This window comes from Streptomyces sp. NBC_00090 (genome assembly GCF_045160815.1).
GTDB lineage: Bacteria > Actinomycetota > Actinomycetes > Streptomycetales > Streptomycetaceae > Streptomyces.
Genome location: NZ_CP108224.1, coordinates 5,397,617 through 5,423,522, shown reverse-complemented (window position 1 = coordinate 5,423,522; position 25,906 = coordinate 5,397,617). Strand labels below are relative to the sequence as shown.

Genomic DNA, 25,906 nt, shown 5'->3' with positions numbered 1-25,906 from the left:
CGGTATGACGACTGCACTGATTACGGGCGCCACCGCGGGCATCGGGGCCGCCTTCGCACGGAGACTGGCGGCGGACGGTCACGACGTCGTACTCGTGGCCCGGGACGTGAAGCGGCTCCGGGAGCAGGCGACCGAACTGCACGACCGGCACGGCGTCGAGGCCGAGGTCCTCTCGGCGGACCTGGCCGACGAGAAGGGCATCGCCACCGTCGAGGCGCGGCTCTCCGACCCGAAGCACCCGGTCGACCTGCTCGTGAACAACGCCGGCTTCGGCAACAAGGGCCGGTTCCTGGAAGTCTCCATGGCCGACGAGCTGAAGATGCTCACGGTGCACTGCGAGGCGGTGCTGCGCCTGACCTCGGCCGCCGCCTCCTCGATGAAGGAGCGCGGCCGGGGCACGGTGGTGAACGTCGCCTCGGTGGCGGCCTTCGTGCCCCGCGGCACGTACGGGGCGTCCAAGGCCTGGGTCGTGCAGTTCACCCAGGGCGCGGCGCGGGACCTCGCGGGCAGCGGCGTACGGCTGATGGCGCTCTGCCCCGGCTTCGTACGGACGGAGTTCCACGAGCGGGCCGGGATGGGGACGGACAACATCCCCGGCTGGATGTGGCTCGACGCGGACAAGCTGGTGACGGCGGCGCTCGCGGACCTGGAGCGGGGGAAGACCCTGTCGATCCCCGACCCCCGCTACAAGGCCCTCATGGGCGTGGTGAAGCTGGCGCCGCGCGGACTGCTCGGCGGGGTCTCCTCGAAGGCGGGCCGCAAGTACGGCCCGAAGTGACCCCCGTACCGGATTAGTTCACGCCCGGTCCCGCATACGCCCCGATGTTGGGTGCCGCCGTCGCCGACACGGCGTTTCCGAACCGCAGGGCGTCCAGGTCCAGTCGGGTGGTGGTTCCGTTCTGCCAGGTCACGTGGAGCGTGTGGCCGGTGACCTGGACGTCTGCGAGGCCGGCGGCGGGGGCCGGCGCGGGCTCCGCGGTGAGGGAGGCGAGGGCGACGAAGAGGGTGGCCCGGCCGGTCGTCGTGCCGTGGAGGGCGAGGGTGCGGGTCCCCGGGCCCTGGAGGGTTTCCCCGGTGGGGAGTTCGACGGCCGTCGCGTCCCCCGGGTAGCCGTGGGCCGGGTGGAGCTCGGCGTGCGGTCCGTCGGGGGTGGTGGCCCAGCCCGTCTCCCGTACGGGGGTCCCTTCCGGGGCGCCGAGCACGAGGTGGGCGCGGACCTCGGCGCGGCCGTGGGCGAGGGTCGCGGAGAGGACCCGGACGCCGGGCGACGGGTGGTGGACGGAGGCCGCCCAGTCCGGGCCCGTGCCGGCCGGGACGGCGGGGCCGCGGGTGGTGGCCCGGCCGTCCTCCGTGAGCAGGGCGAAGTGGTTGTCGGCGGGGGCCGTCCCGGCGCTGGGACCGGTGCGGGTGGAGTAGGCGTGGCGGGCGTAGCCGGGGTCGTCCTCGCCGCCCGGCGCGCTGTGCACATGGTTGGTGCCGTGGTTGTGGAGGCGTACGAGCCCGTCGGCGGCGGTCGTCTGGACGAGCAGTCCGGCCGGGGCGAAGGGGCGGACGGTGTCGGCCCGTTCGGCGGGCAGGGGTTCCTCGGGGTCGGTCCAGGCCGGGTGTCCGGCGGGCAGGAGGAGGCCGAGGAATCCCTTGGAGGCCCAGTAGGGGGAGCCGGGGCCCGAGTACTCCTGGACGAGGGGCGGGTACGGGCCGTGCCAGCCGAGGGTCAGCAGCCCGCGCTCGTCGGTGGCGCCGCGGTCGAGGAAGTACCGCAGGGTGCCGGAGGCGAGGCGGCGGGTGGCGCCGGGGGTGAGCGGGGTGTGGCCGGTGAGGGTGCCGAGCCAGGGAGCGGCGGCCGCGGCGAAGCGGTAGATCAGGGAGCGCCCGTAGGGGAGGGGGGCGCCGCTGGTGTCGAAGAGGTGGACGTAGTCGTCGAGGTGGGCGCGGAGGCGGGGTCCGTAGCGGTCGAGGAGGGTCCGGTCGCCGGCGAGGTGGGCGTGGAGGACGGGGTAGAAGTGCAGGGCCCAGGCGTTGTAGTGGTCGAAGGCGCGGTTGTCGCCGTCGCTGTACCAGCCGTCGCCGAGGTACCACTCCTCGACGCGGGCGAGGGAGCGGTCGATCGTGGTGGCGGCCCGGTCGGTCTCGATGCCGGCGTCCTGGAGGAAGCCGGCGACGGTGAGGCCGAAGAGCCACCAGTTGTTGTCGACGGGGGACGGTCCGAGGGCGGGGCGGAGCCAGTCGACGACCTGGTGGCGGGTGCGGTCGTCGAGGCGGTCCCAGAGCCAGGGGCGGGTGAGGCGGAGGCCGAGGGCGATGGAGGCGGATTCGACGATCGCCTGGCGGGTGTCGGTCATGAGGGGCCAGGAGTCGGGGTCCCCGTCGGTGCCGGGTTTCCGGGTCCCGGCCGCGAGTCCTTCGGCGTACCGGGTGAGGTGGTCGTGCGGGTCCGCTCCCCCGCCGCCCGCGACGCGGAGGGCGGCCAGGAGGAAGGTGCGGGCCCAGCCCTCCAGGCCGTCGGAGCGGGTGCCGGACCAGCTGGGGCGGGGTCCTGGGAGGTCGATGAGGCCGCCGCGCGGCGAGGCGTGGGGGCGTACGGCGAGGAGGAGCCGGTCGGCCGTGGCCTCCCAGTGGGTACGGGTCCAGCCGGTGTACGGGCTGAGCTCACGGTTCTCGGGCGGCGTGGGCATGATGCTCCCTGAGGGCTCCCTGGGTGACGTCTGCGTCGCCCGGAATCCTGAACACGCTTCGATCGAACGTCAAGAGATTCGGAGCGAATGATCGAAACTCCCGTCGTTCGATCATCTGTGGGCTAGGGTATGCCCGGGTCGAAGGACCACCACCACCGCGAGGGGGAACTGCGCCGTGCGCGAGAGTGCTGCCGAACGACACGACCGACTGCTGGCCCTGGTGCGCGAGCGCGGCACCGCCCGCGTCTCCGAACTGGCCGAGCGGCTCGGGGTCTCCCCCGTCACCGCCCGCCGGGACGTCGAGGCGCTCGCCGGGCAGGGCCTGCTCGACCGGGTGCACGGCCAGGTGTCCTGGTCCCGGGGGCAGGGCGCGCCGGAGGCCGGACGGCCCGGCGAGGGGCTGGTCCTCGGCCTGCTCGCCCCCTCCGCCACGTACTACTTCGCCGAGGTCATCCGGGGGGCGCACGAGGCGGCGGCCCGCGCCGGCGCCCGGCTGGTGCTGCGCATCTCGGACTACCGGCCGGAGGAGGACCGCGCCCGTACCGAGGGCCTGCTCGCGGCGGGCGCCGAGGGCGTCCTGGTCGCGCCCGGCTGGCGCGGGCCCGAGGACCGACTCGCCTACGGGGACTGGCTGGCCGAACTCCCCGTACCGGCCGTGCTCCTGGAGCGCAGGGCCGAGCCCGGCAGCCCGCTCGACGGTCTGGACCGGGTCGTCTCCGACCACGGCCACGGCGTCCTGCTCGCCCTGCGCCACCTGCTCGACCTCGGCCACTCGACGCCTCTGCTCGTGGCCCGCGGGGACTCCCCGACCGCGCTCGCGGTGCGCGCCGGGTACGCCGAGGCGCTGCGGACGCTCGGCCTCGAGGAGCCCCGGCCGGTCATCGACTCCGTACCGGCCGAGGCGGATCCGGAGGGCTTCGAGCGGGCCGTGCGGGCGCTGCACGAGGCGGTCCGCTCCGGTCTCGCGGGCGCGGCGCTGGTCCACAACGACGTGGACGCGATCGAGATCGTCCAGCGCCTGGGCGAGCTGGGTGTACGGGTGCCGCAGGACCTGGCCCTGATCGCGTACGACGACGAGGTCGCGGCGCTCGCCGACACCCCGCTGACGGCGGTCGCCCCGCCCAAGCGGCAGGTGGGGCGGTACGCCACGGAGCTGCTGGTGGAGCGGCTCACCGAGCGGGCCGCGGAAGGGTCCGACGAGGACGTGGCACGGCGTCATCTGAGCCTGCTGCCGCGGCTGCGGGTGCGGGCCTCGTGCGGGGCGCGCCCCACGCCCTCCATCTGATCTTTTTTCGATCAATCAATCTTTCGCTCTTGACTTCGGTCATGAACGGTCACAGGATCACGGCCACAACCTCCCAGCAGCCCGCCCTCAGGAGTCGTGCCGTGACCCGTAGTTGGAGCAGAACGTCCCGTGTCATAGCCGGCACCGCCACCGCCCTCGCCGTCCTGACGGCCTGCGGCGGCGGCGGTGACGACACCGCGAACAAGTCGAACGGGCCCGTGACCATCACCTTCTGGGGCTGGGCCAAGGGCTCCAAGGACGTCGTGGACGCCTTCAACGCCTCCCACACCGACATCAAGGTGACGTTCGAGGAGATCCCCTCCGGTACCGCCGGCGGCTACGCCAAGATCTCCAACGCCGTGAAGGCCGGCAACGCCCCCGACCTCGTCTCCATCGAGTACTCCTCGCTCCCGGAGTTCGTCAGCTCCGGCGCACTCCAGGACATCGGCGGCGAGTTCACCGAGGCCGACCGCGCGAAGCTGCTGCCGCAGACCGTCGAGCTCACCACCCTCGGCGGCAAGTCCTGGGCCGTCCCCTTCGACGCCGCCCCGCAGGCCTTCTTCTACCGCAAGGACCTCTTCGCGAAGTACAAGGTCCAGCCCCCGACCACCTGGGACGAGTTCAGGAAGGCCGCCGAGCAGGTCAAGAAGGCCGACGCCAAGGCCCGTATCGCCACCTTCTTCCCCGACGACCCGACCACCTTCGAGGCGATGGCCTGGCAGGCCGGCGCCCAGTGGTTCAAGGCCGGGGACGACAGCTGGAAGATCGACACCACCGACCCGGCCACCACCAAGGTCACCGCCTACTGGCAGGGCCTCCTCGACGCCGGACTCGTCCACAAGAACGCCTCCTTCAGCCCCGAGTGGACCGGCTCCCTCAAGAACGGCTCCACCATCGGCTACCTCGGCGCCTCCTGGGGCGCGGGCGTCCTCAAGGGCACCCTGCCCGAGCAGAGCGGCAAGTGGGCCGTGGCGCCCATGCCCAGCTGGGACGGCAAGCCCGCCAGCGGCATGCTCGGCGGCACCTCCTTCGCCGTGACCAAGGACAGCAAGCAGAAGGCCGCGGCCGTCGCCTTCGCCGAGTGGATGTCCACCACCGAGGCCGGTGTGAAGGCCCGGATCGCCTCCGGCACCTCCTCCGCCTTCCCCGCCGCCGCGGCACTGCGCCCGGTCGCCAAGAAGGCCTTCGACGCGAGCTACTACGGCGGCCAGGACATCTACGCCCTCTTCGAGGCCTCCGGCGCCTCCATCAGCCCCAACTGGGCCTGGGGCCCGACCACCGGCACCACCAACACCGCCATCAAGGACCACTTCGGCAAGATCACCCAGGGCGGTCCGACCATCGCGGAGGCCGTCAAGGCCGGACACGACGCCACCGTCGCCGAGCTCACCAAGCGCGGCCTGAAGGTCGGGGGCTGACCGGATGAAGGCCCGCACCCGCGCCGCCGCGATCCTGCTGACCCCGTTCTTCCTGCTGTTCACCGCGGTGATGGTGGTGCCGATCGGCTACGCGGTCTGGCTCAGCCTCTTCACCGAGAAACAGTCCGGACTGGGCTTCGGCGGCACCGAGACCGTCTTCACCGGCCTCGACAACTACACCGCGGCGCTGGGTGACCGGGCCTTCCGCGAGGGCTTCGGCGTCCTGCTCGGATACTGCCTGTTCTACATCCCGCTGCTGCTCGTCGGAGCCCTCGGCCTCGCCCTCCTGCTCGACTCGGCGCTCGCCCGCGCCCGCCGCTTCTTCCAGCTCGCGCTCTTCCTGCCGCACGCCGTCCCCGGCATCATCGCCGCCCTGATCTGGGTCTACCTCTACACGCCCCAGCTCAGCCCGGTCGTCAAGGCGATGGAGGCCGGCGGGATCGGCTTCGACTTCTTCTCCCCCGAGGGCGCGCTGCCCTCCGTCGTGAACATCGCCCTGTGGGAGTGGCTCGGCTACAACATGGTCATCTTCTACGCGGCCCTCCAGGCCATCGACCGCTCCGTCCTCGAAGCGGCCACCGTCGACGGGGCCGGCGCCTGGCGCATCGCCTTCTCCATCAAGGTCCCGCTGGTCAAGGCCTCCCTCGCGATGGTCGGCCTCTTCACGATCATCGGCTCCCTCCAGCTCTTCACCGAGCCGCTGATCCTCAACAAGGGCACCGGCTCCGCCGTCACCTCCACCTGGACGCCGAACATGTACGCCTACACCGCGGCCTTCGACCGCAACGACTACGGTCTCGCCGCGGCGGCCTCCGTCCTCCTGGCCCTGACGGCCGCGCTGCTCTCCTTCGCGGTGACGCGCCTGACGGGCCGCCGCGCCGCCCGGAAGGAGCGGACCGCATGAGCAGGAAGCCCCGCACCGGCACCGTCTGGCTCTCCAAGGCCGCCGTCAACGGCGCCCTCGTCCTCGCCGTCGTCTACATGCTCTTCCCCCTGGTCTGGCTGCTCACCGCAGCCACCAAGGACGCCGGAGGCCTCCTCGCCGGAGACGCCTTCTCCTTCGAGGGCTTCGACCTCGGCGGCAACCTCTCCCGGCTCGCCGAGTACAACGACGGCATCTACTTCCACTGGTACCTGAACAGCCTTCTCTACGCCGGATTCGGCGCCCTCGCCTGCTCGTTCGTCAGCGTCGCCGCCGGATACGCCTTCCACGTCTACGACTTCCGGGGCAAGGAGAAGCTCTTCGGCCTCGTCCTCCTGGGCGTGCTGGTCCCCACCACCGCGCTCGCCCTGCCGATGTACCTCCTCGCCAGCGAGGTCGGCATCGTCAACACCTACTGGGCCGTCCTGATCCCCGTCCTCGTCAACCCCTTCGGCGTCTACCTCTCCCGGGTCTTCTGCGCCGGCTACATCCCCGACGAGGCCCTGGAGGCAGCCCGTATCGACGGGGCCGGCGAGCTGCGCGTCTTCTGGTCCATCGGACTGCGCATGGTCATGCCCGGCTTCGTGACCGTCTTCCTCTTCCAGTTCACCGCCATCTGGAACAACTTCTTCCTCCCCCTGGTGATGCTCTCGGACCAGAAGCTCTACCCCCTGAGCCTCGGCCTGTACGCGTGGAACAGCAACGCCCACGCGGAACCCGACTTCTACCCCCTCGTCGTCACCGGATCCCTGCTCGCCGTCGTCCCCCTCGTCGTCGCCTTCGTCTCCCTCCAGCGCCACTGGAAGGCCGGTCTGACCGCCGGCAGCGTCAAGTGAGGAAGCCAGGTCCCACGATGCACCCCGCCACTGACAACCGCCCCGCCCTCCTCCTCGCGATGGGCCCCGGCATCGACGAACGCCTCCTCACCGAGGCCCACCGCACCCGGCTCACCGCCCTCACCCGCACCGAGCCGCACCTCGTCGCCCACGACCTGACCTCCCCCGACCCGCGGGTCACCGCCGCCCTCGCGGAGGCCGAGATCCTCCTCACCTGCTGGGGAGCGACCCCTCTGACCGCCGAGGTCCTCGACCGCGCGCCGCGCCTGCGGGCGGTCGTCCACGCCGCCGGCTCGGTCAAGCACCACATCACCGACGCCTGCTGGGACCGCGGCCTCCGCATCACCTCGGCCGCCGCCGCCAACGCGCTGCCGGTCGCCGAGTACACGCTCGCCGCGATCCTCCTCGCGGGGAAGCGGGTCCTCCACTCGGCCGAGCGGTACGCGGAGCTCCGCGCCGACCACGCCTGGCTCGCCGAGTCCGCCGCCTGGGGCAACTACCGCCGCACGATCGGCATCATCGGCGCCTCCCGCATCGGCCGCCGGGTCATCGAACTCCTCCGCCCCTTCGACTTCGAGATCCTCCTGTACGACCCGTACGTGACGGTCCCGCCGCCCGGCGCGGAACTCACGGACCTCGACGAACTCTGCGCCCGCAGCACGGTCGTCTCCGTCCACGCGCCCCAACTTCCGTCCACTCACCGGATGATCGGGGCCCGCCAGCTCGCCGCGATGCCGGACGGAGCCACCCTGATCAACACGGCCCGCGGCTCCCTGATCGACGAGACCGCCCTCCTCCCCCACCTCCGCGCGGGCCGCCTCGACGCGATCCTCGACGTGACGGACCCGGAACTCCCGCCCCCGGACTCCCCGCTCTACACCCTCCCGAACGTCCTGCTCACCCCGCACGTGGCGGGCTCCCTGGGCAACGAACTCCACCGCATGGCGGACCAGGCCCTGGAGGAGGTGGCCCGCTACGGGCGCGGCGAGCCGTTCGCGGAGGAGGTCAGGGCGTCAGACCTCCGGCACTCGGCGTAGGGGCACCGTGCGGGGGCACTGCGGAGCCCCCGTGCGGGTCCCCCTCGGGTCACGGCTGCGCCGCGGACCGGTCCCGTTCCCGACCGTGACCGGCAGCTCTCCCCCTGCCCGCTCCATGGACCCCACCTAGACTGGAAGGGTCCTACCGGGGTCGGGAGGCGCCATGACGTTCGTACAGATAATCGACTGCAAGACGAGTCGGGTGGACGACCTGAACCTGCTCATGGACCAGTGGGTCGAGCAGACCAAGGGCAAACGGACCGCGACCCACAGCATCGTCGGCAAGGACCGCTCCGACGCCTCCCACATCGTGGAGATCGTCGAGTTCCCCTCCTACGACGTGGCCATGCGCAACTCGCAGCTCCCCGAGACCGACCGGATCTTCCGGGAGATGGTCGCTCTCTGTGACGAGATGCCGACCTTCACCGATCTCGACGTGGTCCGGGACGAGGCGCTGTACAAGGGCAACGCCCGGCGGCTTCTGGAGATGTTCGCCCAGGAGCCGGAGCTCGCGCTGCTCGACGAGGTGCTGGCCGAGGGGTACCACGACCACGATCCGACCAACGAGCAGGACGTCATCGGCATGGACGCCGTCCGGCGCGAGGTCGAGATGTGGCGGGGCGGCTTCGACTTCGCCTTCACCGTCGACGACCAGATCGCCGAGGGCGACCGGGTCTGCACCCGCTGGACGTGGAAGGGCAGCCACACCGGGGACTTCATGGGGCTCCAGCCGACCGGCATGGACGTGACCATGACCGGCACGGTCATCCACCGCTGCCGGGACGACGGGAAGATCGTCGAGGGGTGGTGGCAGTACGACCTGCTCGGGCTCATGGGGCAGCTCGGCGCTGTGGAGGGGTAGACGGACGCGGCACGGAAAGCACGAGGCCCGGTGCCCCCGCGACGGGGGCACCGGGCCTCAGTGATCAGTTACGACACGCCTCAGTGGGAGTGGCCGTGACCGTGGCCGTGGCCCGCGTCCGACGGCTCCTCTTCCTTCTTCTCCACTACGAGGGTCTCGGTGGTGAGGAGGAGGGAGGCGATCGAGGCGGCGTTCTCCAGGGCGGAGCGCGTCACCTTCACCGGGTCGATGACGCCGGCCTTGACCAGGTCGCCGTACTCGCCGGTCGCGGCGTTGAAGCCCTGGCCCTTGTCGAGCTCCGCCACCTTCGAGGTGATGACGTAGCCCTCGAGGCCGGCGTTCTCGGCGATCCAGCGCAGCGGCTCGACGGCGGCGCGGCGGACGACCGCGACACCCGTGGCCTCGTCGCCGGTCTTGCCGAGGTTGTCCTCGAGGACCTTGACGGCGTGGACCAGAGCGGAGCCACCACCGGAGACGATGCCCTCCTCGACCGCGGCGCGGGTCGCGGAGATGGCGTCCTCCAGACGGTGCTTCTTCTCCTTCAGCTCCACCTCGGTGGCGGCGCCGACCTTGATCACGCACACGCCGCCGGCCAGCTTCGCGAGGCGCTCCTGGAGCTTCTCGCGGTCCCAGTCGGAGTCCGTGGCCTCGATCTCGGCCTTGATCTGGTTGACGCGGCCCTGCACGTCCTCGGACTTGCCGCCACCGTCGACGATGGTGGTGTCGTCCTTGGAGATGGTCACGCGGCGGGCGGTGCCCAGCACGTCGAGACCGGCCTGGTCGAGCTTGAGGCCGACCTCCTCGGCGATGACGGTGGCGCCGGTCAGCGTCGCCATGTCGCCGAGCATCGCCTTGCGGCGGTCGCCGAAGCCCGGGGCCTTGACGGCCACGGCGTTGAAGGTGCCACGGATCTTGTTCACGACCAGGGTCGACAGGGCCTCGCCCTCGACGTCCTCGGCGATGATCAGCAGCGGCTTGCTGGCGCCGGCCTGGATGACCTTCTCCAGGATCGGCAGCAGGTCCTGGATCGAGGAGATCTTGCCCTGGTTGATCAGGATGTACGGGTCGTCGAGGACGGCCTCCATACGCTCCTGGTCGGTCACCATGTACGGGGACAGGTAGCCCTTGTCGAAGGCCATGCCCTCGGTGAAGTCGAGCTCCAGGCCGAAGGTGTTGGACTCCTCGACGGTGATGACACCGTCCTTGCCGACCTTGTCCATCGCCTCGGCGATGAGCTCGCCGACCTGCTGGTCCTGCGCGGAGAGCGCGGCCACGGCGGCGATGTCGGACTTGTCCTCGATCGGGCGCGCGGTGGCGAGGAGCTCCTCGGAGACGGCCTTGACGGCGGCGTCGATGCCCTTCTTCAGGGCGGCCGGGGAGGCGCCGGCGGCGACGTTGCGCAGACCCTCGCGGACCAGGGCCTGGGCGAGCACGGTGGCGGTGGTGGTGCCGTCACCCGCGATGTCGTTGGTCTTGGTCGCCACCTCCTTCACCAGCTGGGCGCCGAGGTTCTCGTACGGGTCGTCGATCTCGACCTCGCGGGCGATCGTGACACCGTCGTTGGTGATGGTGGGGGCGCCGAACTTCTTGTCGATGACGACGTTGCGGCCCTTGGGGCCGATCGTCACCTTCACCGTGTCGGCAAGCTTGTTGACGCCGCGCTCAAGGGCGCGACGGGCGTCCTCGTCGAACTTCAGGATCTTCGCCATGGGAGCGGTTCAGCCCTCTCGGAATCGGGTGGAACGAACTGCGCCCCCGGACGCCCAGTGCGGGGTCAAGGGGCGCAGCTCAAAGCATCTGCTTCAGATACTTCGGTGAATTACTTCTCGATGATCGCGAGCACGTCGCGAGCCGAGAGGACGAGGAACTCCTCGCCGTTGTACTTCACCTCGGTGCCGCCGTACTTGCTGTAGAGCACGATGTCGCCGACCTGAACGTCGAGCGGAAGGCGCTCGCCGTTCTCGAAGCGACCCGGACCCACGGCGAGGACAGCACCCTCCTGGGGCTTCTCCTTCGCGGTGTCCGGGATGACCAGGCCAGAGGCCGTGGTCTGCTCGGCGTCGAGCGGCTGGACCACGATGCGGTCCTCGAGCGGCTTGATGGCAACCTTGGTGCTGGCGGTCGTCACGATCCGACCTCCCCCTTCATAGATCTCACGGGGTTGACTGTCTGAGGTGGCGACCAGGTGGATCCGTCGTCGCGGGTGCCGGACCTGCCCGTCGCTGTGTTGGCACTCTCCAGGGGGGAGTGCCAGACCCGAGACTATGACCGCGATTAGCACTCGGTCAAGCGGAGTGCCAATTCCGTACCGTCGCGCGTCGTGCCGCGCGAGGTCTCGGAGCGTGACGGAGGAACCGGGGCGGTGGCGATCGGGTCTCGGTACGGGCAACGACACGGCGGACTCCGCGGTTCCGTACGAGGGTGCGGCCATGACGACATCCCCTCAACCGGTACGCCCCTGGGCCGATTTCCTGATCGGACTCCTGCTCCTGGCGCTCCAGGGTGCGATCGCCCTGTGGACGGCGATCGTGATGGGCCTGCGGCAGTGGAGCGCGGGGAGCGGCCCCCCGCGCTCGGGGCCGCCTCCGATGGACTGGGTGCCGGTCCTGGCCTTCGGCACGGTCGCCGGGGTCGCGTCCCTGCTCGCGTACGGGATGATGCGCGGCGGCCGGCGCTGGTCGGCCGGCGGGCAGTTCCTCGCCGCGGGCCTGCTCGGCATCGCCACGCTGACCTTCGGGGTGCAGGAGTGGTCCCGGTCGCATCCCGCACCCCCGAAACCGGAGGTCTCCCCGACCTCCTACGAAGCCCGGTGCGTGTGTCGCAGCGGGGGCGGCCCGTGCGAGTGCCCGGGCGGCTGACCCCGACCCGAGCACGGGTTACGACCCTAGGGGGTGCCGGGCTCGCGGTCGCGGTCGTGGCCCTCCGGGCGTACGACCTCCCGGGATGCCTCGGCCGCCCGCTCCCGGGCCGCCGTCGCCGCCTCCCGCGACTCCTTCCCCCGCTCCGCCGCCTTCCGTCCGAGGCGCTCGATCGGGTCCACGGCCGACGCGCACCCGGAGACGGCGAGGAGCGCGCCGACGAGCGCCACGCCCGCCACGGCCCGCCGCGCCCGGCCCACGCGGAGCCCCCTCATCCGTGTCCCTTTCCCTCTCACACGTAGTCCTCGAGCTTCGCCACCGCGTACCCCTTGGCCGTGATCACGTTCATCACCCGGCGGATCATGTCGGGCATGGTGCCCTTCCAGTCGCCCTTGCCCCGGAAGTGGGTGAGCACGATGTCGCCGGGGTGCAGGTCCCGGTCCCACTCGCGCCACTCCATGTGGTCGGGGAAGGCCTCGGAGGCCCACAGCGGGACCGCCTTGACCCCGCAGGACTTCGCGGCGCGCAGCGTGTCCTCGTTGTAGTTGCCGTACGGCGGGCGGAAGAGCGGGGGCCGCTTGCCGAACCGCTTCTCGATGACGTCCTGCATCCCGCAGATCTCGCGCTTCTGCTGCTTGTACGAGAGCCCGGGCAGGTAGCGGTGGTTGAGGGTGTGGTTGTGCAGGGCGACCCCGGACTCCTGCGACTTCTGCATCTTCGCGAAGTAGCCGTAGTCGTCCTTGACGACGTAGTCGCTGAGGAAGGCGCTGTAGGGGATCCGGAGGTCCGTCATCATCCGCAGCAGCTCGGGGTCCTTCTCCGCGCCGTCGTCGATCGTCAGGAAGACGACCTTCTGCTTGGTCGGCACGGTGGTGAAGACGGGCGGGAGGCCCTCGCCGTCCGTCTCGAAGCCCTTGCGGGTGGTGATCTTCGGCTTGACCGCCGGCGGGGCCGGGGCTTCGAGCGGGGGCCGGGCGAGGCCCCACTTCTTGGCCGCGAGCACGCGGGCGGCCCGCTGTGCGCGGACCCTCTCGACGTACGCGTTGAGCGCGCCGGCCGAGCCCGGCTCCTGCGCCCGGCCGCCCTGCCGACCGGCGGCGGGGGCGGGGGCGGGGGCGACGCGCTCCGGTCCGTCGGAGTCGGCATCGGAGCCGGCGTCGGAGCAGGCCGTGGCGGCGGAGGCGAGGGCGGCGACGGCGAGAGCTGCCCCGAGGGTCCGCCGGAAAAGGTGCGCGCTGATCACCATAGATTCTTCCTCTTGTCGTACAAGTCGTATGGCGCCGCATCCTGTCAGCGCGGACGCCCCCTCCCGGCCACGACACCGCCGTACGGCGCCCACCGTCCCCCGGCCGGCCCACAGCGCCACAGGGCCCACAATGGGACGGGTGACCGACCTCGCCTCCTTCACCGCCCTGCTCACCCCCGAGGGACAGACGCTCCTCGCCGCCCTGCGCGACCACGACCCCGCACAGGAGCTTGCGGTCGTCTCCCGGCTGCGCCGCGACCACCCCGCCGAGCTCGTCACCGCGGCGGTCGGTCAGGCCCGGCTGCGCCAGCGCGCGGTGGCGAAGTTCGGGGCCGAGGACGCGTACCGGATGTACTTCACGCCCAACGGCGTCGAGCAGTCCACCCGCGCCTCGGTCGGCACGTACCGGGCGGCCCGGCTCAAGGAGCTCGGCGTCCGCAGCGTCGCGGACCTCTGCTCCGGGATCGGCGGCGACGCGATCGCCCTCGCCCGCGCCGGGATCTCCGTCCTCGCCGTCGACCGCGACCCGCTGACCGCCGAGGTGGCCCGCGCCAACGCCGAGGCCCTCGGCCTCGAAGAGCTCGTCGAGGTCCGCGAGGCCGATGTGACCGAGATCGACACGAGCCCGTACGACGCGGTCTTCGTCGACCCGGCGCGGCGCGGCGGCCGGGGCAGGATCTTCGACCCGGAGGCGTACTCCCCGCCGCTCTCCTGGGCCGTCGAGGCGGCCCGCAAGGCCCCGCACGCCGCCCTGAAGGTCGCCCCCGGCATCCCGCACGAGGCCGTCCCGGAGGAGGCCGAGGCCGAGTGGATCTCGGACGGCGGGGACGTGAAGGAGGCCGTGCTCTGGTTCGGTACGGAGCCGGGTGCCCGCCGCGCCACGCTCCTGCCCTCGGGCGCCGGGCTCCTCGGCCGGGGCCTGCCCGACCCGGCGGTCCGCCCGGTCGGCCGCTACCTCTACGAGCCGGACGGCGCCGTCATCCGCGCGCACCTCGTCGCCGAGTTCGCGCAGGGCGTCTCCGGCGGACTGATCGACGAGACGATCGCCTACGTGACGGCGGACGAGCTCGTCCCCACCCCGTACGCGGCCGCCTACGAGATCACCGACGAACTCCCCTTCAACCTGAAGAAGCTGAAGGCGCTGCTGCGAGAGCGCGAGGTCGGCACGCTGACCGTGAAGAAGCGCGGCTCGGCGGTCGAACCCGAGGAGATCCGGCGCAAGGTGAAGCCGAAGGGCCCCAACTCCGCGACGGTGCTCCTCACCCGGGTCGCGGGAGCCCCCACCATGCTGATCGGCCGCCCGGCGGGCGGAGGCCGCTGACCGGCCGGTGACTAGAGTGCTCTGGGCGGCAGGATCCGGACCGGGGGGAGAGTCATGGCGCTGCATCCGGAGGGCATGTTCACCACCGGGCCGATCGCACACCTCGTCGGCCTGGCCGCCGGCGGACCCGACCCGCTGGAGTGGGAGGTCCTCCGGTTCAACCGCGTCACCCGGACGGAGTACTGGGACCCCGCCTGGCGGCACACCCCGCAGCACCTCGCCTCCCAACTGGACTATCTGGCGACCGCGTTCAGCGAGGAGTTCTTCGCGACCTGCCCTGAGGCGGACCGCCGGACCTGGCGTGCGGCCGCCGGGACGAGGACCCTGCCCGCGTTCATGACCGAGCTCGCGATGCTGCTGCGGCTCGCGGACCGCCAGGGGGACGCCACGTACGAGGACGTGCCGCTCGCCGCGTGGGAGGTGAGGGCGCGGTTCCCGCTGCTGCTGTCGCTGGACGGCTGGGCGTACGACGGCGAGTTCGCCTCGTACGAGGAGTACGTGCGGGCGTTCGTCGAGGGCGAGCACCCGTACTGCTCCTACGAGGTGATCCCGCGCCTCACCCAGGCCCTGGAGGCGCGCACGCTCAGCGCGGAGTCGGCGGCCTTCGCCGCGTCCTTCCGGATCCTCGCGCCGCAGGCGACCCCGGAGACCCTGGACGTCCTCGCCCGCACCACGTTCGCCCACATGACGGAGCACCATGCCTGAGCCGACGGTGACCCCTCACCAGCCCTTCCACGACGAGCCGTTCCCCGAGCTGTTCGGGCACGCGTCCCAGGTGATCTTCAGCGCCGACGAGCAGTGGATCGCGGTCAGTTCGGTGCTGCAGGGCCTGAGCCGGGTGGCCGTCTACCGCGCCGACGACCTCTCCTGCGCGCACCTTCTGACGTTCACGACGGACGCCGAGTCGATCGCGTTCCACCCCACGCTCCCGCTCCTCGCCATCGGACTCGACAACTACGACGCGTACCAGCGCGAGGGCGGCCTCACCCTCCTCGAACCGGTCACGGGACACCGCGTCGACTTCGCCGACCCCGAGTGGGGCATCGAGCCGATCCGCTGGCTGGACGCCCGCACCCTCGAACTCACCTTCTTCACCTGGGAATCGGACTGCGTGCACCTCCGGTCCCGCGCCACCGTCGTCCGCGACGACTGGCTCGGACTCCCCTCCGACGCCCTCGACCTGCGCACTCTTCCCCGGACCCCGCTCCCCCCGGACGCCCTGGTCGAGTACCTCGACACGGAACGCCCGTATCCGCTGCTCCAGGCCCTCGCCGAGGGGGCGGGCCGGAGCTACACCGGCCTCGGCCAGGTCCGGGCCGTGGCCGGGCTGAGCGACGGCCGGGTGCTCGCCACCCGCAGCCGCGCCACGGTGGAGTGCTGGGCCCCCGACGGATCGCTGCTGTGGAGCGTTCCCGCGCCGGGGGTCGGCGGCAGTCGCATCGAGGTCGCCGCGGACGAGCGGACGGCGCGCGTCGCCGTCGCCGGTCCCGACGCCCGGGCCCGGACCGACTTCCCACTCGTCGACCTCTCCGACGGCACGGTCCTCAACTGCCCCTCGGTGCCCTTCTCGGCCGCGCTGTCGGCCCGTACGGACGGGGTGTGGGCGATCCGGGACACGTACGACCGCAGCTTCGGAACCGAACCCCCCGACCCGCCCAACACCCGGACCTTCACCGCCGACGGCACCCCGCTCGGCACGGTCCACGAGCCGGACCGGTACGACCTCGTCCCGATCGACGTCCGCCGCTGCCCCGAGCTGCTGTACGGGCGCCGGCGCCGCGAGGTGATCGCGCTCGACCCCGTCACCACCACCGAGACGGTGCTCTTCGCGCTGGAGCCCTTCATGGTCGACCGGCCGCTCGGCCGGGCCGTGTACGTCTCCGACTCCGCCGGCCCCGCGCTCCTGCACGGCCGGACGGAGCTGGTCCGCCGGACCTTCCCCGCCGGAGAGGTCGTCTGGACCAGGCCCCTGGAGTGCGAGGTCGTCGACCTCGACGCGCACGCCGGTGTCCTGCACGTCCTGTGCACCGACGGCGCCCTGCTCTCGGTCGACGCAGCCGACGGCACTGTCCTCGACCGGCGCCCCCTGCCCCCGTACGGGCCGGTCTCGGTGCACGCGGCCCCGGACGGCACGGTCATCGTCGGCACCGCGGCCGGCCAGATCCTGCGCTACTGAGTGCTGGTCGCCCGCGCGCGCCCGAGGAGCAAATCCCGCTCGCGCGCGTTGCGGGTGAGCGAGGCCGCCCGTTCGAACTCCGCCCGCGCCTCCGCCGCCCGCCCCAGACGGGCCAGCAGGTCCCCCCGCACGCTCGGCAGCAGGTGGTAGCCCGCCAGGGCGGGTTCGGCGGCCAGGGCGTCGACGAGCGGGAGGGCCGCGGCGGGGCCCTCGGTCATCGACACGGCGACCGCGCGGTTCAGCTCGACCACCGGGGACGGGGCGAGGGTGCCGAGCCGCCCGTACAGCGCGGCGATGGTCGCCCAGTCCGTCTCCTCGTACGAGGCGGCCCGCGCGTGGCAGGCGGCGATCGCGGCCTGGAGGGCGTACGGCCCGTAGGAGCGCCCGTCCCCGGCCCGCTGCAGGGCGGCGAACCCGCGCCGGACGAGCAGCCGGTTCCAGCGGCTCCTGTTCTGGTCGGCGAGGAGGACCGGCTGCCCGTCGCGGCCGGTACGGGCCGCCGTCCGGGAGGCCTGGAGCTCAAGGAGGGCGGCGAGCCCGTGGACCTCCCCCTCCCCGGGCATGAGCGCGGCGAGGCCGCGGGCCAGCCGCAGCGCGTCCTCGCACAGGCCGGGCCGCAGCAGGTCGTCGCCGGCGGTCGCCGCGTACCCCTCGTTGAAGATCAGGTAGACGACCTCCAGGACGGAGCCCAGCCGGGCGGCGCGCTCCTCCCCGTACGGCACCTCGAACTCCACGCCCGCCTTCGCGAGCGTCCGCTTGGCGCGGGTGATCCGCGCCGCGACCGTCGCCTCCGGCACGAGGAACGCGCGGGCGATCTCGTCCGTCCGGAGCCCGCCGACGAGCCGCAGCGTGAGCGCCGTGCGGGCGTCGGCGGAGAGCACCGGGTGGCAGGTGGTGAAGACGAGCCGGAGCACGTCGTCGTCGATGTCGCCCGGGCCGGACGGCTCGGGGTCGTACGACTCCTCCGTGAGCGTCCGGCCCACCTCGGCGAGCTTCCGGGCGTACGTCTCGCGCCGCCGCACGAGGTCGACGGCGCGGTGCTTCGCGGTGGCCGTCAGCCAGGCTCCCGGCCGCTCCGGGACTCCTGACCGCGGCCACTGCTCCAGGGCGGAGACGAGCGCGTCCTGGGCGATCTCCTCGGCGATGCCGACGTCCCGGACGATCCGCGCCACGGTGGCGATGATCCGCGCCGACTCCATCCGGCAGACCGTCTCCAGGGTGCTTTCCACCGTCATGGTTCACATGACAGCACACACACGCGGGTCAGCCTTCCGGCATCTCCTCGACCTCGCGGACCTCCAGGCCGACCTTCCACTGCGGCGGGTGGACGGCGAGGAAGCGCTTCCCCCACTCGACGGCCTCGGCCATGTCCTTGCACTGGAGCATGGCGTAGCCGCCGACGACCTCCTTGGTCTCGGTGAACGGTCCGTCGGTGTACGACAGCTTCCCCTCCGACCAGGTGATCCGGGTGGCCTCGGCGGTCGGCCTGAGCCCGGCCGTGTCGACCATGGCGCCGGCCTTGGTGATCTCCGCGAAGAGCGCGCCCATCCGCTCCTCGAAGCCGGGGTCGGCGCTCTCCATGTCGATGGTGTTCTCCTCGATGCGGACGAGGGACAGGAAGCGGGGCATGACGACTCCTCGGTGGTGCGGTGGCGGGGCCGTTCCCCGCCTTCCACACATACGTCGAACGGGCCGCGCCCGCATCGACACCGCGCCGGAGGAATCTTCTAGGGCGTGCGTCGGAAGTAGCGCCGTCTGCCCGAAGGGCAGGCGGGACTTTCGACGCACGCCCTAGACGTAGTCCTCCAGGCGGGCCACGGTGAAGCCCTGCTCCTGGATGCGGCGCAGCATCGTCGCCGTCATCTCGGTCATCGTCCGGCCCTTGAGCTCGGCCGGGCCCCGGAAGTGCGCCAGGATGATGTCGCCGGGGTGCAGCCGCTTGTCCCCGCGCTGGTACTGCATGTTCTTGATCTGCATGGACTCGCGCCACAGCACGATCGCGTCCACCCCGCAGGTGCCCGCGGCGGCGCGGGTGGCCTCGTTCCAGTTGCCGTAGGGCGGGCGGAAGAGGCGCGGGGTCGTGCCGTACCGCCGCGCCAGCTCCGTCTGCTGGCCGCAGATCTCCCGGCGCTGGGCCTCCTGGGAGAGCGTGCGGAGGTCGGGGTGGGTGAGGGTGTGGTTGGCGACGCCGTGGCCCTGTGCGGCCAGCGGGGCGAAGTAGCCGTAGTCGCCGCGGATCGCCGAGTCGGTGAGGAACATCGTCACCGGGACCTTGAGCTCCTTCATCATCGTCACGAACTCGGGGTCCTTCTCGGCCCCGTCGTCGATCGTGATGAAGACGATCTTCTCGGTGGTGGGGATCTCGCTGATGACGGGGACGGGACCGCCGGGCTTCCGGGCGACCGGCTTCGTCTCGGGAGGTGCGGGCGGGGCCGCGAAGGGCCTGAGTCCCCACTTGCGGTACGCGGCGGCGGAGCCCAGAGCTCCGGCGGCTCCGGGTGCCCGGTGCCCGGCGGAGGGCGCGACCGCGGGTGCGGTCGCCTTCGCCGGGGCCGGAGCGGCGTCGGGCTCCTCCGCCGCGCAGCCGGTCACCAGGAGGGTCACGGCGGTCAGCGCCGCCCACAGCGCGATCGTCTTCTTCACACGTTGTGGGATGCCGACGCCGGTCGAAAGGTTGCTCTACTTTCGAACCCGCGTCGCCCGTTCGGCTATTCGACCGATTACTCGACCGATTCGAAGCGCCAGCGGTGGACCGGACGGGTGATCAGCTCGGCGTCCGGCTCCGGCAGCTCGGGCAGCTCGGCGTCGAAGGCCTCCGCCTCCCACCAGGTGAGGACGAGGACCCGGTCCTGGGGCGCCCTGAAGATCTCCCGGCGAATCGGCTCGCGAGCGAGGAGCTGCGCCCGCGCCCACTCCAGGAGCTCGGCGCCGCGGCCCTGGGCGGCCCGCGCCTCCCACATGAGCGTGAGCCTCACGAGTACAGGTTCTCCTTGCTGACCTCGTGCACGTGGTCGTGGTCGTGGGAGTGCCCGTGCCCGTGACCGTGCCCGTCGTGCTGCGCTCCCGGCACGTGCGGGTCCGTCACCGGCAGGGACGAGTCCGCCGACAGTTCCAGGTCCGAGGCCGGCCGGTTGCGGGCGACCATCTCGGAGCCGAGCGCCGCGACCATCGCGCCGTTGTCCGTGCACAGGCCCGGGCGCGGCACCCGCAGCCGGATGCCGGCCCGCTCGCAGCGCTCCTGGGCGAGCGCCCGCAGCCGCGAGTTGGCGGCGACGCCGCCGCCGATCATCAGGTGGTCGACGCCCTCGTCCTTGCAGGCCCGGACGGCCTTGCGGGTGAGGACGTCCACGACCGCCTCCTGGAAGGACGCGGCCACGTCCCGTACGGGCACGTCCTCGCCGGCCGCCCGCTTGGCCTCGATCCAGCGGGCCACGGCGGTCTTGAGGCCGGAGAAGGAGAAGTCGTACGCGGGGTCCCGGGAGCCGCTCAGACCGCGCGGGAAGGCGATCGACGCCGGGTCGCCCTCCTTGGCGAGCCGGTCGATGACCGGGCCGCCGGGGAAGCCGAGGTCGAGGACGCGGGCGATCTTGTCGAAGGCCTCGCCGGCCGCGTCGTCGATGGTGGCGCCCAGCGGGCGCACGTCGGAGGTGATGTCGGCGGAGAGCAGCAGCGAGGAGTGGCCGCCGGAGACCAGCAGGGCCATCGTCGGCTCGGGCAGCTTGCCGTGCTCCAGCTGGTCGACGCAGATGTGCGAGGCGAGGTGGTTGACGCCGTACAGCGGCTTGCCGAGGGCGTACGCGTACGCCTTGGCGGCCGAGACGCCGACGAGCAGCGCGCCCGCGAGGCCGGGGCCGGCCGTGACGGCGATGCCGTCGAGGTCCTTCGCGGAGATCCCGGCCGTCTTCAGGGCGCGCTCGATCGTCGGGACCATCGCCTCCAGGTGGGCGCGGGAGGCGATCTCGGGCACGACGCCGCCGAAGCGGGCGTGGGTGTCGACGCTGGAGGCGACGGCGTCGGCGAGGAGGGTGGTGCCGTGGACGATGCCGACGCCGGTCTCGTCGCAGGAGGTCTCGATGCCGAGTACGAGGGGTTCGTCAGCAGCCATCAGAATCAGTCTCAGTTCCTTGAACGGTCAGTCGCATCACGAGCGCGTCCACGTTTCCGGGCTGGTAGTAGCCGCGCCGGAAACCGATGGGCTCGAAGCCGAAGCGCTCGTAGAGCTTCTGGGCCCGGGTGTTGTCCACGCGCACTTCGAGGAGGACCTCGTCGCACTCGAAGGCGGTGGCGTGGTGGAGGAGGTCGGTGAGGAGCCGGGCGCCGAGGCCGCTGCCCCACTGGTCGCGGGCGACGGCGATGGTCTGCACGTCGCCGAGTCCGCCGGCCGCGGCGAGCCCCGCGTACCCGACGAGCCGCCCCTCCGGGTCCTCCGCGACGAGGTAGCGCCGGGTGGCCCGGGGGCCGCGCGCGTGCGCGAGCTCCGACCAGAACATCCCCTCCGACCAGGCGTCCTCGGGGAAGAGCTCGTCCTCGAGGGCGAGCACCGGGGCAATGTCCCACCAGCGCATCTCGCGCAGTTCGACGCCGCCGGTCACTTGGGCGTGACCACCTTGTAGTTCTTCGGCACCTGCGCGTCGGGGCGGCGCAGGTACATCGGCAGCGGGTCGAGGAATCCCTCACCGCCGGCCGCGAGCTTCTCCGCGGCGAGCGCCGCGAGGGCGGCGGCCGACTGGTGCTCGGGGTCGCGGGCGTCGGGGAAGGCCTCGGGGTAGAGCCGGGCGCCCGCGCCGACGACGGGCAGGCCCGCGAGCCCTTCGGCGATCTCGGCGGGCCGGTCGACGGCGGCGTCGGTCACCCGGGTGCGGGAGTCCGCGTACCGCGCCCAGTAGACCTCCTTGCGGCGCGCGTCCGTGGCGACGGCGAAGGGCTCGTCGATCCCGGAGGCGTACGCGAGGCCGTCGAGGGTGCACAGCCCGTGCACGGGCACGCCGAGCGCGGAGGAGAAGGCCGCGGCCGTGACGAGGCCGACGCGGAGGCCGGTGTAGGGGCCGGGGCCGACGCCGACGACGATCCCGGTGACCGCGTCGAGCTTCAGCCCGGCCTCCTTGAGGACCCGGTCGACGGCGGGCAGCAGCAGCTCCCCGTGGCGGCGGGCGTCGACCTGACTCGACGAGGCGACGACGGCCTCGCCGTCGTGGAGGGCGACGGTGACGGCGGGGGTGGCGGTATCCATGGCGAGCAACAGCACGCGAACAGCCTACGGCTCCCGGGGCGGGCGGCGCCCCGGCGGAGGCCCCGGCAGGGCACCCGCGAGGCACCGGCGGGACGGAGGAACCCGCCGGCCGCCCACCGGACCACCGACCGGGCACGGCGCCCGACCCCCGGGGGCACCGGCTGCTACCGTCACCCTTCGATACGTTCGTACGAGAGGTGGGCACGGTGGCAAGGAGCAGCTCGGGATTCGTGGCCGGGCTCACCGCGGCGGCCGTCGTCGCGGTCGGCGTCCTCGCGTACCAGGCCTCGGCGAGCGCCCCCGCCGATCTGTCGGCGAAGCCGAAGACGCCGGGCACGGCCGCCCCCTCCATCTCGCCGAGCGGCGGTCCGAAGCAGCCGGCGAAGAACCCGCTGGCGGTCCCGGCGAGCTCGGGCAGCGGCGAGCGGGTCGTGTACGCGCTGGCCGACCGCCGGGTGTGGCTGGTGGACGCGAAGGGCAAGGCCACCCGGACGTTCTCGGTGATGCCGAGCACGGTGCACCCGGAGCCGGGGGCGTACACCGTGACCTCGCGGTCGGGTTCCGTGCGCGGTTCGGACGGCGTGCAGATCGAGCACGTGGTGCGGTTCGCGAAGACCGAGGACGTGGCGATCGGCTTCAGCGCGGCGGTCGACGGCTCGACGCCGACCCCGGACCCGTCGAGGAAGACGGGCGGCATCCGCATGAAGCGTGCGGACGGGGACGCGCTGTGGACCTTCGCGGTGATCGGCGCGAAGGTCGTCGTCGTCGCCTGAGGCAGGCCTGAGGCCGGCCGTTTCCCAGGGCATGTCCGGCCCTGGTCCGCCGGACAGGCCCTAAGCGGCTTCGTCCCTCCGCACGAGCTTCTCGTCGCCCGCCCGTTCCGCTTCGGCCGGCTCGGGCCGGAGCGGCGGGGTCGACAGGGCGCGCGCGGCGGCACAGGACGCCAGCAGCTCACCCATCGAGACGTGGTCCCAGCCCTGTTCCGCTTCCGCGCGCTGTGGCGTGGCCATGCATGCCTCCCGTAGGTTAGGTACACCTAACCAGTTCGTGCATCCATGTCACCACGGCACGTACGACCCACGCAATATCTTGCCGACACGTTGTCGGAAGCTCCTACGATCCGACGTACGCCACGGCCCGCCGTCAGCCGAGATCGAGGTCCTCGTCGGCCCAGCGCGAGCCGATCCCGCGCAGCACGACCGTGCGCCGGTCGTCGTCGGTGTCGCCGGTCACCCGGTGGATGAGGACGTGCAGCCGGTCGTCGGTCAGATCCTCGACCTTGCCGTCACCCCACTCCACGACCACCACGGACTCGGGGAGCGAGACGTCCAGGTCGAGGTCCTCCATCTCGTCGAGACCGCCACCGAGGCGGTACGCGTCGACGTGCACGAGGGCCGGGCCGCCGACCAGGGACGGGTGGACGCGGGCGATGACGAAGGTCGGCGAGGTGACGGCGCCACGCACCCCGAGCCCCTCGCCGAGGCCTCGGGTCAGGGTGGTCTTCCCGGCGCCGAGCTCACCGGTGAGCATGACGAGGTCGCCGGGGCGGAGGATTTTCGCGAGCCGGCGGCCGAGGTCTCCCATCTGCTCGGGGGAGTCGATGGCGAGAGTGGCGCCGGAGACGGGCGGGTGCGCTGCTTCCATGCCAGCCAACCTAACTCTTGCGGACGTCCGTCCTCACCGTCGCCGGCCCCGGCGCGGCCCCCGCGCGTACGAGCAGGTCGGCCAGCCGGTCGGTGACGGCCTCGGGGTGTTCCAGCATCACCAGGTGGCCGCCGTCGGGGACGATGACCAGCTCCGCGTCGGGCAGCAGATCGGCGATGGCCTCGGTGTGGGAGCTGGGGGTCACCAGGTCGTTGTCCCCGGCGAGCGCGAGCACCGGCAGCTCCGCGAAGGCGGCGAGGGCGGCCGTCCTGTCGTGCTCGGCGAAGGCCGGGTAGAACTCCGCCACCACGTCGATCGGCGTCGACTCGATCATCCGCTCCGCGAAGCGGGCGACCGCCGGGTCCACGTCCTTCGACGCGAACGAGTACTTCTTGATCAACCCGGCGAACAGGTCCGCCGTCGCCCGGCGCCCGCGCTCGACCAGCTCCGCCTGGGAGCCGAGCGCCCGCAGCACCCCCGGCAGGACCCGCCGGACGGCGTTGACGCCGGCGAGCGGCAGCCCGTACGAGACCTCGCCCAGCCTCCCCGCCGAGGTCCCGACGAAGGCGACGCCGACGACCCGGTCGCGGATCAGCTCCGGGAACCGCTCGGCGAGCGCCATCACCGTCATGCCGCCCATCGAGTGCCCGACCAGGACGAGCGGCCCCTCGGGCGCGGCGACGTCGAGGACGGCCTTGAGGTCGCGGCCCAGCTGGTCGATGGAGACGGGCACCCCGTCCGGGCCGGACTGGGCGATGCCGTGGCCGGAGCGGCCGTGGCTGCGCTGGTCCCAGTGGACCGTGCGGACGAGACCGCGCAGCGCGGCCCGCTGGAAGTGCCAGGAGTCCTGGTTGAGGCAGTAGCCGTGGCTGAAGACGACGGTGACGGGGGCGGGTTCCTTGCGCCCGAAGAGCCGCCGGCGGCGACCGGCCGACGAGCCCGGCCGGGCCTCGTCCGCCTCGGCCCCGTCCACCCCGTCCACCTCGTCCACCTCGTAGTAGAGGACGGTCGAGTCGTCGGCGAGTGCCCGGCCGGAGGTGCCGCGGAGACTGCCGTACGGGCCGGTGGCGTCGAGGGCCAGCCGGGCCTTCTGCCGCACCGAGCGGCCGACCGTGAGCCGCTCGACGGCGACTCCGGCGGCCGCGCCCGCGGCGAGGACGCCTATCGCGGCCCCGGCGAACCCGGCCCGCCGCCAGCTGCTCGTACCCGTGCCACCGGTGTCGCCCACGTCGTCCCCCTCGCTCGCCTACTCGCCCAGGTACACGCGCGGGACGCGCGCGCCGATCCGGGTGACGATCTCGTACGCGATGGTGTCGGCGGCCACCGCCCAGTCCTCGGCGGTCGGCTCGCCCCGGTCGCCGGGGCCGAAGAGCACGGCCTCGGAGCCGGCCTCGGGGGTGTCCCCGCCGAGGTCGACGACGAACTGGTCCATGGCGACGCGGCCGGCGATCGTCCGGACGGTGCCGCCGACGAGGACGTGGCCGCGGCCCGAGGCGTGCCGGGGGACGCCGTCGGCGTAGCCGAGCGGGACGAGGCCGAGCGTGGTCTCGTCGCCGGTGACGTAGTGGTGGCCGTAGCTGACGCCGTGCCCGGCCGGTACGTGCTTGACGAGGGCGATGCTCGCCTTGAGCGACATGACCGGCCGGAGCCCCAGCTCGGCGGAGGTGCCGAGCTCGGGGCTGGGCGAGACGCCGTACATGGCGATGCCGGGCCTGACCAGGTCGAAGTGGGCCTCGGGCAGGGTGAGGGTGGCCGGCGAGTTCGCGATGTGCCGGACCTCGGGGGCGACGCCCGCCTTCTCCGCGTGGTCGAGCATCGTCCGGAAGACGTCGAGCTGCGCGGCGATGGAGGGGTGGTGGGGCTCGTCGGCGCAGGCGAAGTGCGACCAGAGCCCGGTCACCTTCACGAGCCCCTCGGCCTCCGCCTCCAGGGCGGCCCCGACCAGCTCGGGCCAGTCGGCGGGCTGGCAGCCGTTGCGCCCGAGCCCGGTGTCGGCCTTGAGCTGCACACGGGCGCGCTTCCCCGTCCGCCGCGCCGCCTCGACGACCTCGTCCAGAGCCCACATCCCGCTCACGGACATGTCGAGACCGGCCTCGATGCCCTGGTCCCAGGGGTCGCCGGGGGTCCAGAGCCAGCACAGGACGGGGACGTCGGTGATCCCGGCGGCGCGCAGGGCGAGCGCCTCGTGCGGGGTGGCCGTACCGAGCCAGTCCGCGCCCGCGTCCAGGGCGGCGCGGGCACAGCGCAGGGCGCCGTGTCCGTACGCGTCGGCCTTGACCACGGCCATGATCCGGACGTGGGGGGCGACACGGGCGCGCAGCGTGCGGACGTTCGCACGCAGCGCACCGAGGTCGATCTCGGCGCGGGCTCTGCGGGGCGGAGGTGTCTCAGTCATC

At 72.5% G+C, this 25,906-nt stretch carries 28 protein-coding genes; 12 read left to right on the top strand and 16 right to left on the bottom strand.

The window, feature by feature from the left end:
- Window positions 1-4: 4 nt before the first annotated feature.
- Window positions 5-778 (top strand): SDR family NAD(P)-dependent oxidoreductase, encoded by a 774-nt coding sequence (locus OG361_RS24430; RefSeq protein ID WP_384560224.1) that lies wholly within the window; start codon window positions 5-7, stop codon window positions 776-778.
- Between the two features lie 13 nt (window positions 779-791).
- Here OG361_RS24430 and OG361_RS24425 read toward each other — a convergent pair whose 3' ends face one another.
- Window positions 792-2,675, bottom strand: coding sequence for a DUF2264 domain-containing protein (locus tag OG361_RS24425; protein WP_405856766.1), 1,884 nt, complete (start codon window positions 2,673-2,675; stop codon window positions 792-794).
- Window positions 2,676-2,850: 175 nt separating this feature from the next.
- On the opposite strand from OG361_RS24425, the gene OG361_RS24420 reads away from it, so the two are divergent.
- From OG361_RS24420 to OG361_RS24395, 6 genes are all read left to right on the top strand, one after another.
- Window positions 2,851-3,960 (top strand): substrate-binding domain-containing protein, encoded by a 1,110-nt coding sequence (locus tag OG361_RS24420; protein ID WP_405856764.1) that lies wholly within the window; start codon window positions 2,851-2,853, stop codon window positions 3,958-3,960.
- Window positions 3,961-4,061: 101 nt separating this feature from the next.
- Window positions 4,062-5,378, top strand: a complete 1,317-nt coding sequence (locus tag OG361_RS24415) for an ABC transporter substrate-binding protein (protein ID WP_405856762.1) — start codon at window positions 4,062-4,064, stop codon at window positions 5,376-5,378.
- Between the two features lie 4 nt (window positions 5,379-5,382).
- Window positions 5,383-6,282 carry a carbohydrate ABC transporter permease gene (locus tag OG361_RS24410; RefSeq protein ID WP_405856760.1) on the top strand — a complete coding sequence of 300 codons (900 nt, stop codon included), beginning with the start codon at window positions 5,383-5,385 and terminating at the stop codon, window positions 6,280-6,282.
- Window positions 6,279-7,136: a carbohydrate ABC transporter permease gene (locus OG361_RS24405; protein WP_405856758.1), complete on the top strand. Its 858-nt coding sequence runs from the start codon at window positions 6,279-6,281 to the stop codon at window positions 7,134-7,136. Before OG361_RS24410 ends, OG361_RS24405 begins: the two co-directional genes overlap by 4 nt.
- Window positions 7,137-7,153: 17 nt before the next feature.
- Window positions 7,154-8,173: a hydroxyacid dehydrogenase gene (locus OG361_RS24400; protein WP_405856756.1), complete on the top strand. Its 1,020-nt coding sequence runs from the start codon at window positions 7,154-7,156 to the stop codon at window positions 8,171-8,173.
- A gap of 163 nt (window positions 8,174-8,336) precedes the next feature.
- On the top strand, window positions 8,337-9,035 hold the full coding sequence (locus OG361_RS24395; protein ID WP_405856754.1) for an ester cyclase: 699 nt from the start codon (window positions 8,337-8,339) through the stop codon (window positions 9,033-9,035).
- Between the two features lie 80 nt (window positions 9,036-9,115).
- Here the strand turns inward: OG361_RS24395 and groL are convergent, their stop codons facing one another.
- Both groL and groES read right to left on the bottom strand, forming a co-directional pair.
- The gene (gene groL, locus OG361_RS24390) at window positions 9,116-10,744 is read right to left on the bottom strand and encodes a chaperonin GroEL (RefSeq protein WP_405856752.1); all 1,629 of its coding nucleotides are present in this window, start codon (window positions 10,742-10,744) and stop codon (window positions 9,116-9,118) included.
- Window positions 10,745-10,854: 110 nt separating this feature from the next.
- Window positions 10,855-11,163, bottom strand: coding sequence for a co-chaperone GroES (groES, locus tag OG361_RS24385; protein WP_384560208.1), 309 nt, complete (start codon window positions 11,161-11,163; stop codon window positions 10,855-10,857).
- Window positions 11,164-11,464: 301 nt separating this feature from the next.
- Here groES and OG361_RS24380 point away from each other — a divergent pair, with 301 nt between their 5' ends.
- Window positions 11,465-11,893, top strand: coding sequence for a DUF6234 family protein (locus tag OG361_RS24380; RefSeq protein WP_405856749.1), 429 nt, complete (start codon window positions 11,465-11,467; stop codon window positions 11,891-11,893).
- A 26-nt stretch (window positions 11,894-11,919) separates the two neighbouring features.
- On the opposite strand, the gene OG361_RS24375 is transcribed toward OG361_RS24380, so the two are convergent.
- Window positions 11,920-12,168 (bottom strand): hypothetical protein, encoded by a 249-nt coding sequence (locus OG361_RS24375; protein WP_405856747.1) that lies wholly within the window; start codon window positions 12,166-12,168, stop codon window positions 11,920-11,922.
- A 17-nt stretch (window positions 12,169-12,185) separates the two neighbouring features.
- Complete coding sequence (locus tag OG361_RS24370) at window positions 12,186-13,139, bottom strand: polysaccharide deacetylase family protein (protein ID WP_405856745.1); 954 nt, start codon at window positions 13,137-13,139, stop codon at window positions 12,186-12,188.
- A gap of 130 nt (window positions 13,140-13,269) precedes the next feature.
- On the opposite strand from OG361_RS24370, the gene OG361_RS24365 reads away from it, so the two are divergent.
- From OG361_RS24365 to OG361_RS24355, 3 genes are read left to right on the top strand one after another with little or no spacing between them, the layout of a single operon-like run.
- On the top strand, window positions 13,270-14,460 hold the full coding sequence (locus tag OG361_RS24365; protein WP_405856743.1) for a THUMP-like domain-containing protein: 1,191 nt from the start codon (window positions 13,270-13,272) through the stop codon (window positions 14,458-14,460).
- A 54-nt stretch (window positions 14,461-14,514) separates the two neighbouring features.
- Complete coding sequence (locus OG361_RS24360) at window positions 14,515-15,165, top strand: hypothetical protein (RefSeq protein WP_405856741.1); 651 nt, start codon at window positions 14,515-14,517, stop codon at window positions 15,163-15,165.
- Complete coding sequence (locus tag OG361_RS24355) at window positions 15,158-16,636, top strand: hypothetical protein (protein ID WP_405856739.1); 1,479 nt, start codon at window positions 15,158-15,160, stop codon at window positions 16,634-16,636. Before OG361_RS24360 ends, OG361_RS24355 begins: the two co-directional genes overlap by 8 nt.
- On the opposite strand, the gene OG361_RS24350 is transcribed toward OG361_RS24355, so the two are convergent.
- The 7 genes from OG361_RS24350 to tsaB form a co-directional block, all read right to left on the bottom strand.
- Window positions 16,630-17,871 carry an RNA polymerase sigma factor gene (locus OG361_RS24350; RefSeq protein ID WP_405856737.1) on the bottom strand — a complete coding sequence of 414 codons (1,242 nt, stop codon included), beginning with the start codon at window positions 17,869-17,871 and terminating at the stop codon, window positions 16,630-16,632. The two genes, OG361_RS24355 and OG361_RS24350, sit on opposite strands and share 7 nt — an antisense overlap.
- Before the next feature lie 28 nt (window positions 17,872-17,899).
- A complete protein-coding gene (locus tag OG361_RS24345) occupies window positions 17,900-18,265 on the bottom strand; it encodes a YciI family protein (RefSeq protein ID WP_384560192.1) in 366 nt (121 codons plus the stop codon).
- Between the two features lie 162 nt (window positions 18,266-18,427).
- Window positions 18,428-19,279, bottom strand: coding sequence for a polysaccharide deacetylase family protein (locus OG361_RS24340; protein ID WP_405856735.1), 852 nt, complete (start codon window positions 19,277-19,279; stop codon window positions 18,428-18,430).
- Between the two features lie 77 nt (window positions 19,280-19,356).
- Entirely contained in the window at window positions 19,357-19,611 is a 255-nt protein-coding gene (locus OG361_RS24335; RefSeq protein WP_405856733.1) for a hypothetical protein, read from the bottom strand.
- Window positions 19,608-20,741 (bottom strand): tRNA (adenosine(37)-N6)-threonylcarbamoyltransferase complex transferase subunit TsaD, encoded by a 1,134-nt coding sequence (gene tsaD / locus OG361_RS24330; RefSeq protein WP_405856731.1) that lies wholly within the window; start codon window positions 20,739-20,741, stop codon window positions 19,608-19,610. Before tsaD ends, OG361_RS24335 begins: the two co-directional genes overlap by 4 nt.
- On the bottom strand, window positions 20,731-21,201 hold the full coding sequence (rimI, locus tag OG361_RS24325) for a ribosomal protein S18-alanine N-acetyltransferase (protein WP_405862410.1): 471 nt from the start codon (window positions 21,199-21,201) through the stop codon (window positions 20,731-20,733). Before rimI ends, tsaD begins: the two co-directional genes overlap by 11 nt.
- Before the next feature lie 23 nt (window positions 21,202-21,224).
- Window positions 21,225-21,881 (bottom strand): tRNA (adenosine(37)-N6)-threonylcarbamoyltransferase complex dimerization subunit type 1 TsaB, encoded by a 657-nt coding sequence (tsaB, locus tag OG361_RS24320; RefSeq protein WP_405856729.1) that lies wholly within the window; start codon window positions 21,879-21,881, stop codon window positions 21,225-21,227.
- Window positions 21,882-22,072: 191 nt separating this feature from the next.
- On the opposite strand from tsaB, the gene OG361_RS24315 reads away from it, so the two are divergent.
- Window positions 22,073-22,639: a hypothetical protein gene (locus tag OG361_RS24315; RefSeq protein WP_405856727.1), complete on the top strand. Its 567-nt coding sequence runs from the start codon at window positions 22,073-22,075 to the stop codon at window positions 22,637-22,639.
- Between the two features lie 60 nt (window positions 22,640-22,699).
- Here OG361_RS24315 and OG361_RS24310 read toward each other — a convergent pair whose 3' ends face one another.
- The 4 genes from OG361_RS24310 to alr all read right to left on the bottom strand — a co-directional run bounded on the left by OG361_RS24310 (window position 22,700) and on the right by alr (window position 25,905).
- Window positions 22,700-22,876 carry a hypothetical protein gene (locus tag OG361_RS24310; RefSeq protein WP_405856725.1) on the bottom strand — a complete coding sequence of 59 codons (177 nt, stop codon included), beginning with the start codon at window positions 22,874-22,876 and terminating at the stop codon, window positions 22,700-22,702.
- 133 nt (window positions 22,877-23,009) lie between these two features.
- A complete protein-coding gene (tsaE, locus tag OG361_RS24305) occupies window positions 23,010-23,510 on the bottom strand; it encodes a tRNA (adenosine(37)-N6)-threonylcarbamoyltransferase complex ATPase subunit type 1 TsaE (protein WP_141295646.1) in 501 nt (166 codons plus the stop codon).
- 10 nt (window positions 23,511-23,520) lie between these two features.
- Window positions 23,521-24,738: an alpha/beta fold hydrolase gene (locus OG361_RS24300; RefSeq protein WP_405856723.1), complete on the bottom strand. Its 1,218-nt coding sequence runs from the start codon at window positions 24,736-24,738 to the stop codon at window positions 23,521-23,523.
- A gap of 18 nt (window positions 24,739-24,756) precedes the next feature.
- Window positions 24,757-25,905 (bottom strand): alanine racemase, encoded by a 1,149-nt coding sequence (gene alr, locus OG361_RS24295; protein ID WP_405856721.1) that lies wholly within the window; start codon window positions 25,903-25,905, stop codon window positions 24,757-24,759.
- Window position 25,906: the final 1 nt, after the last annotated feature.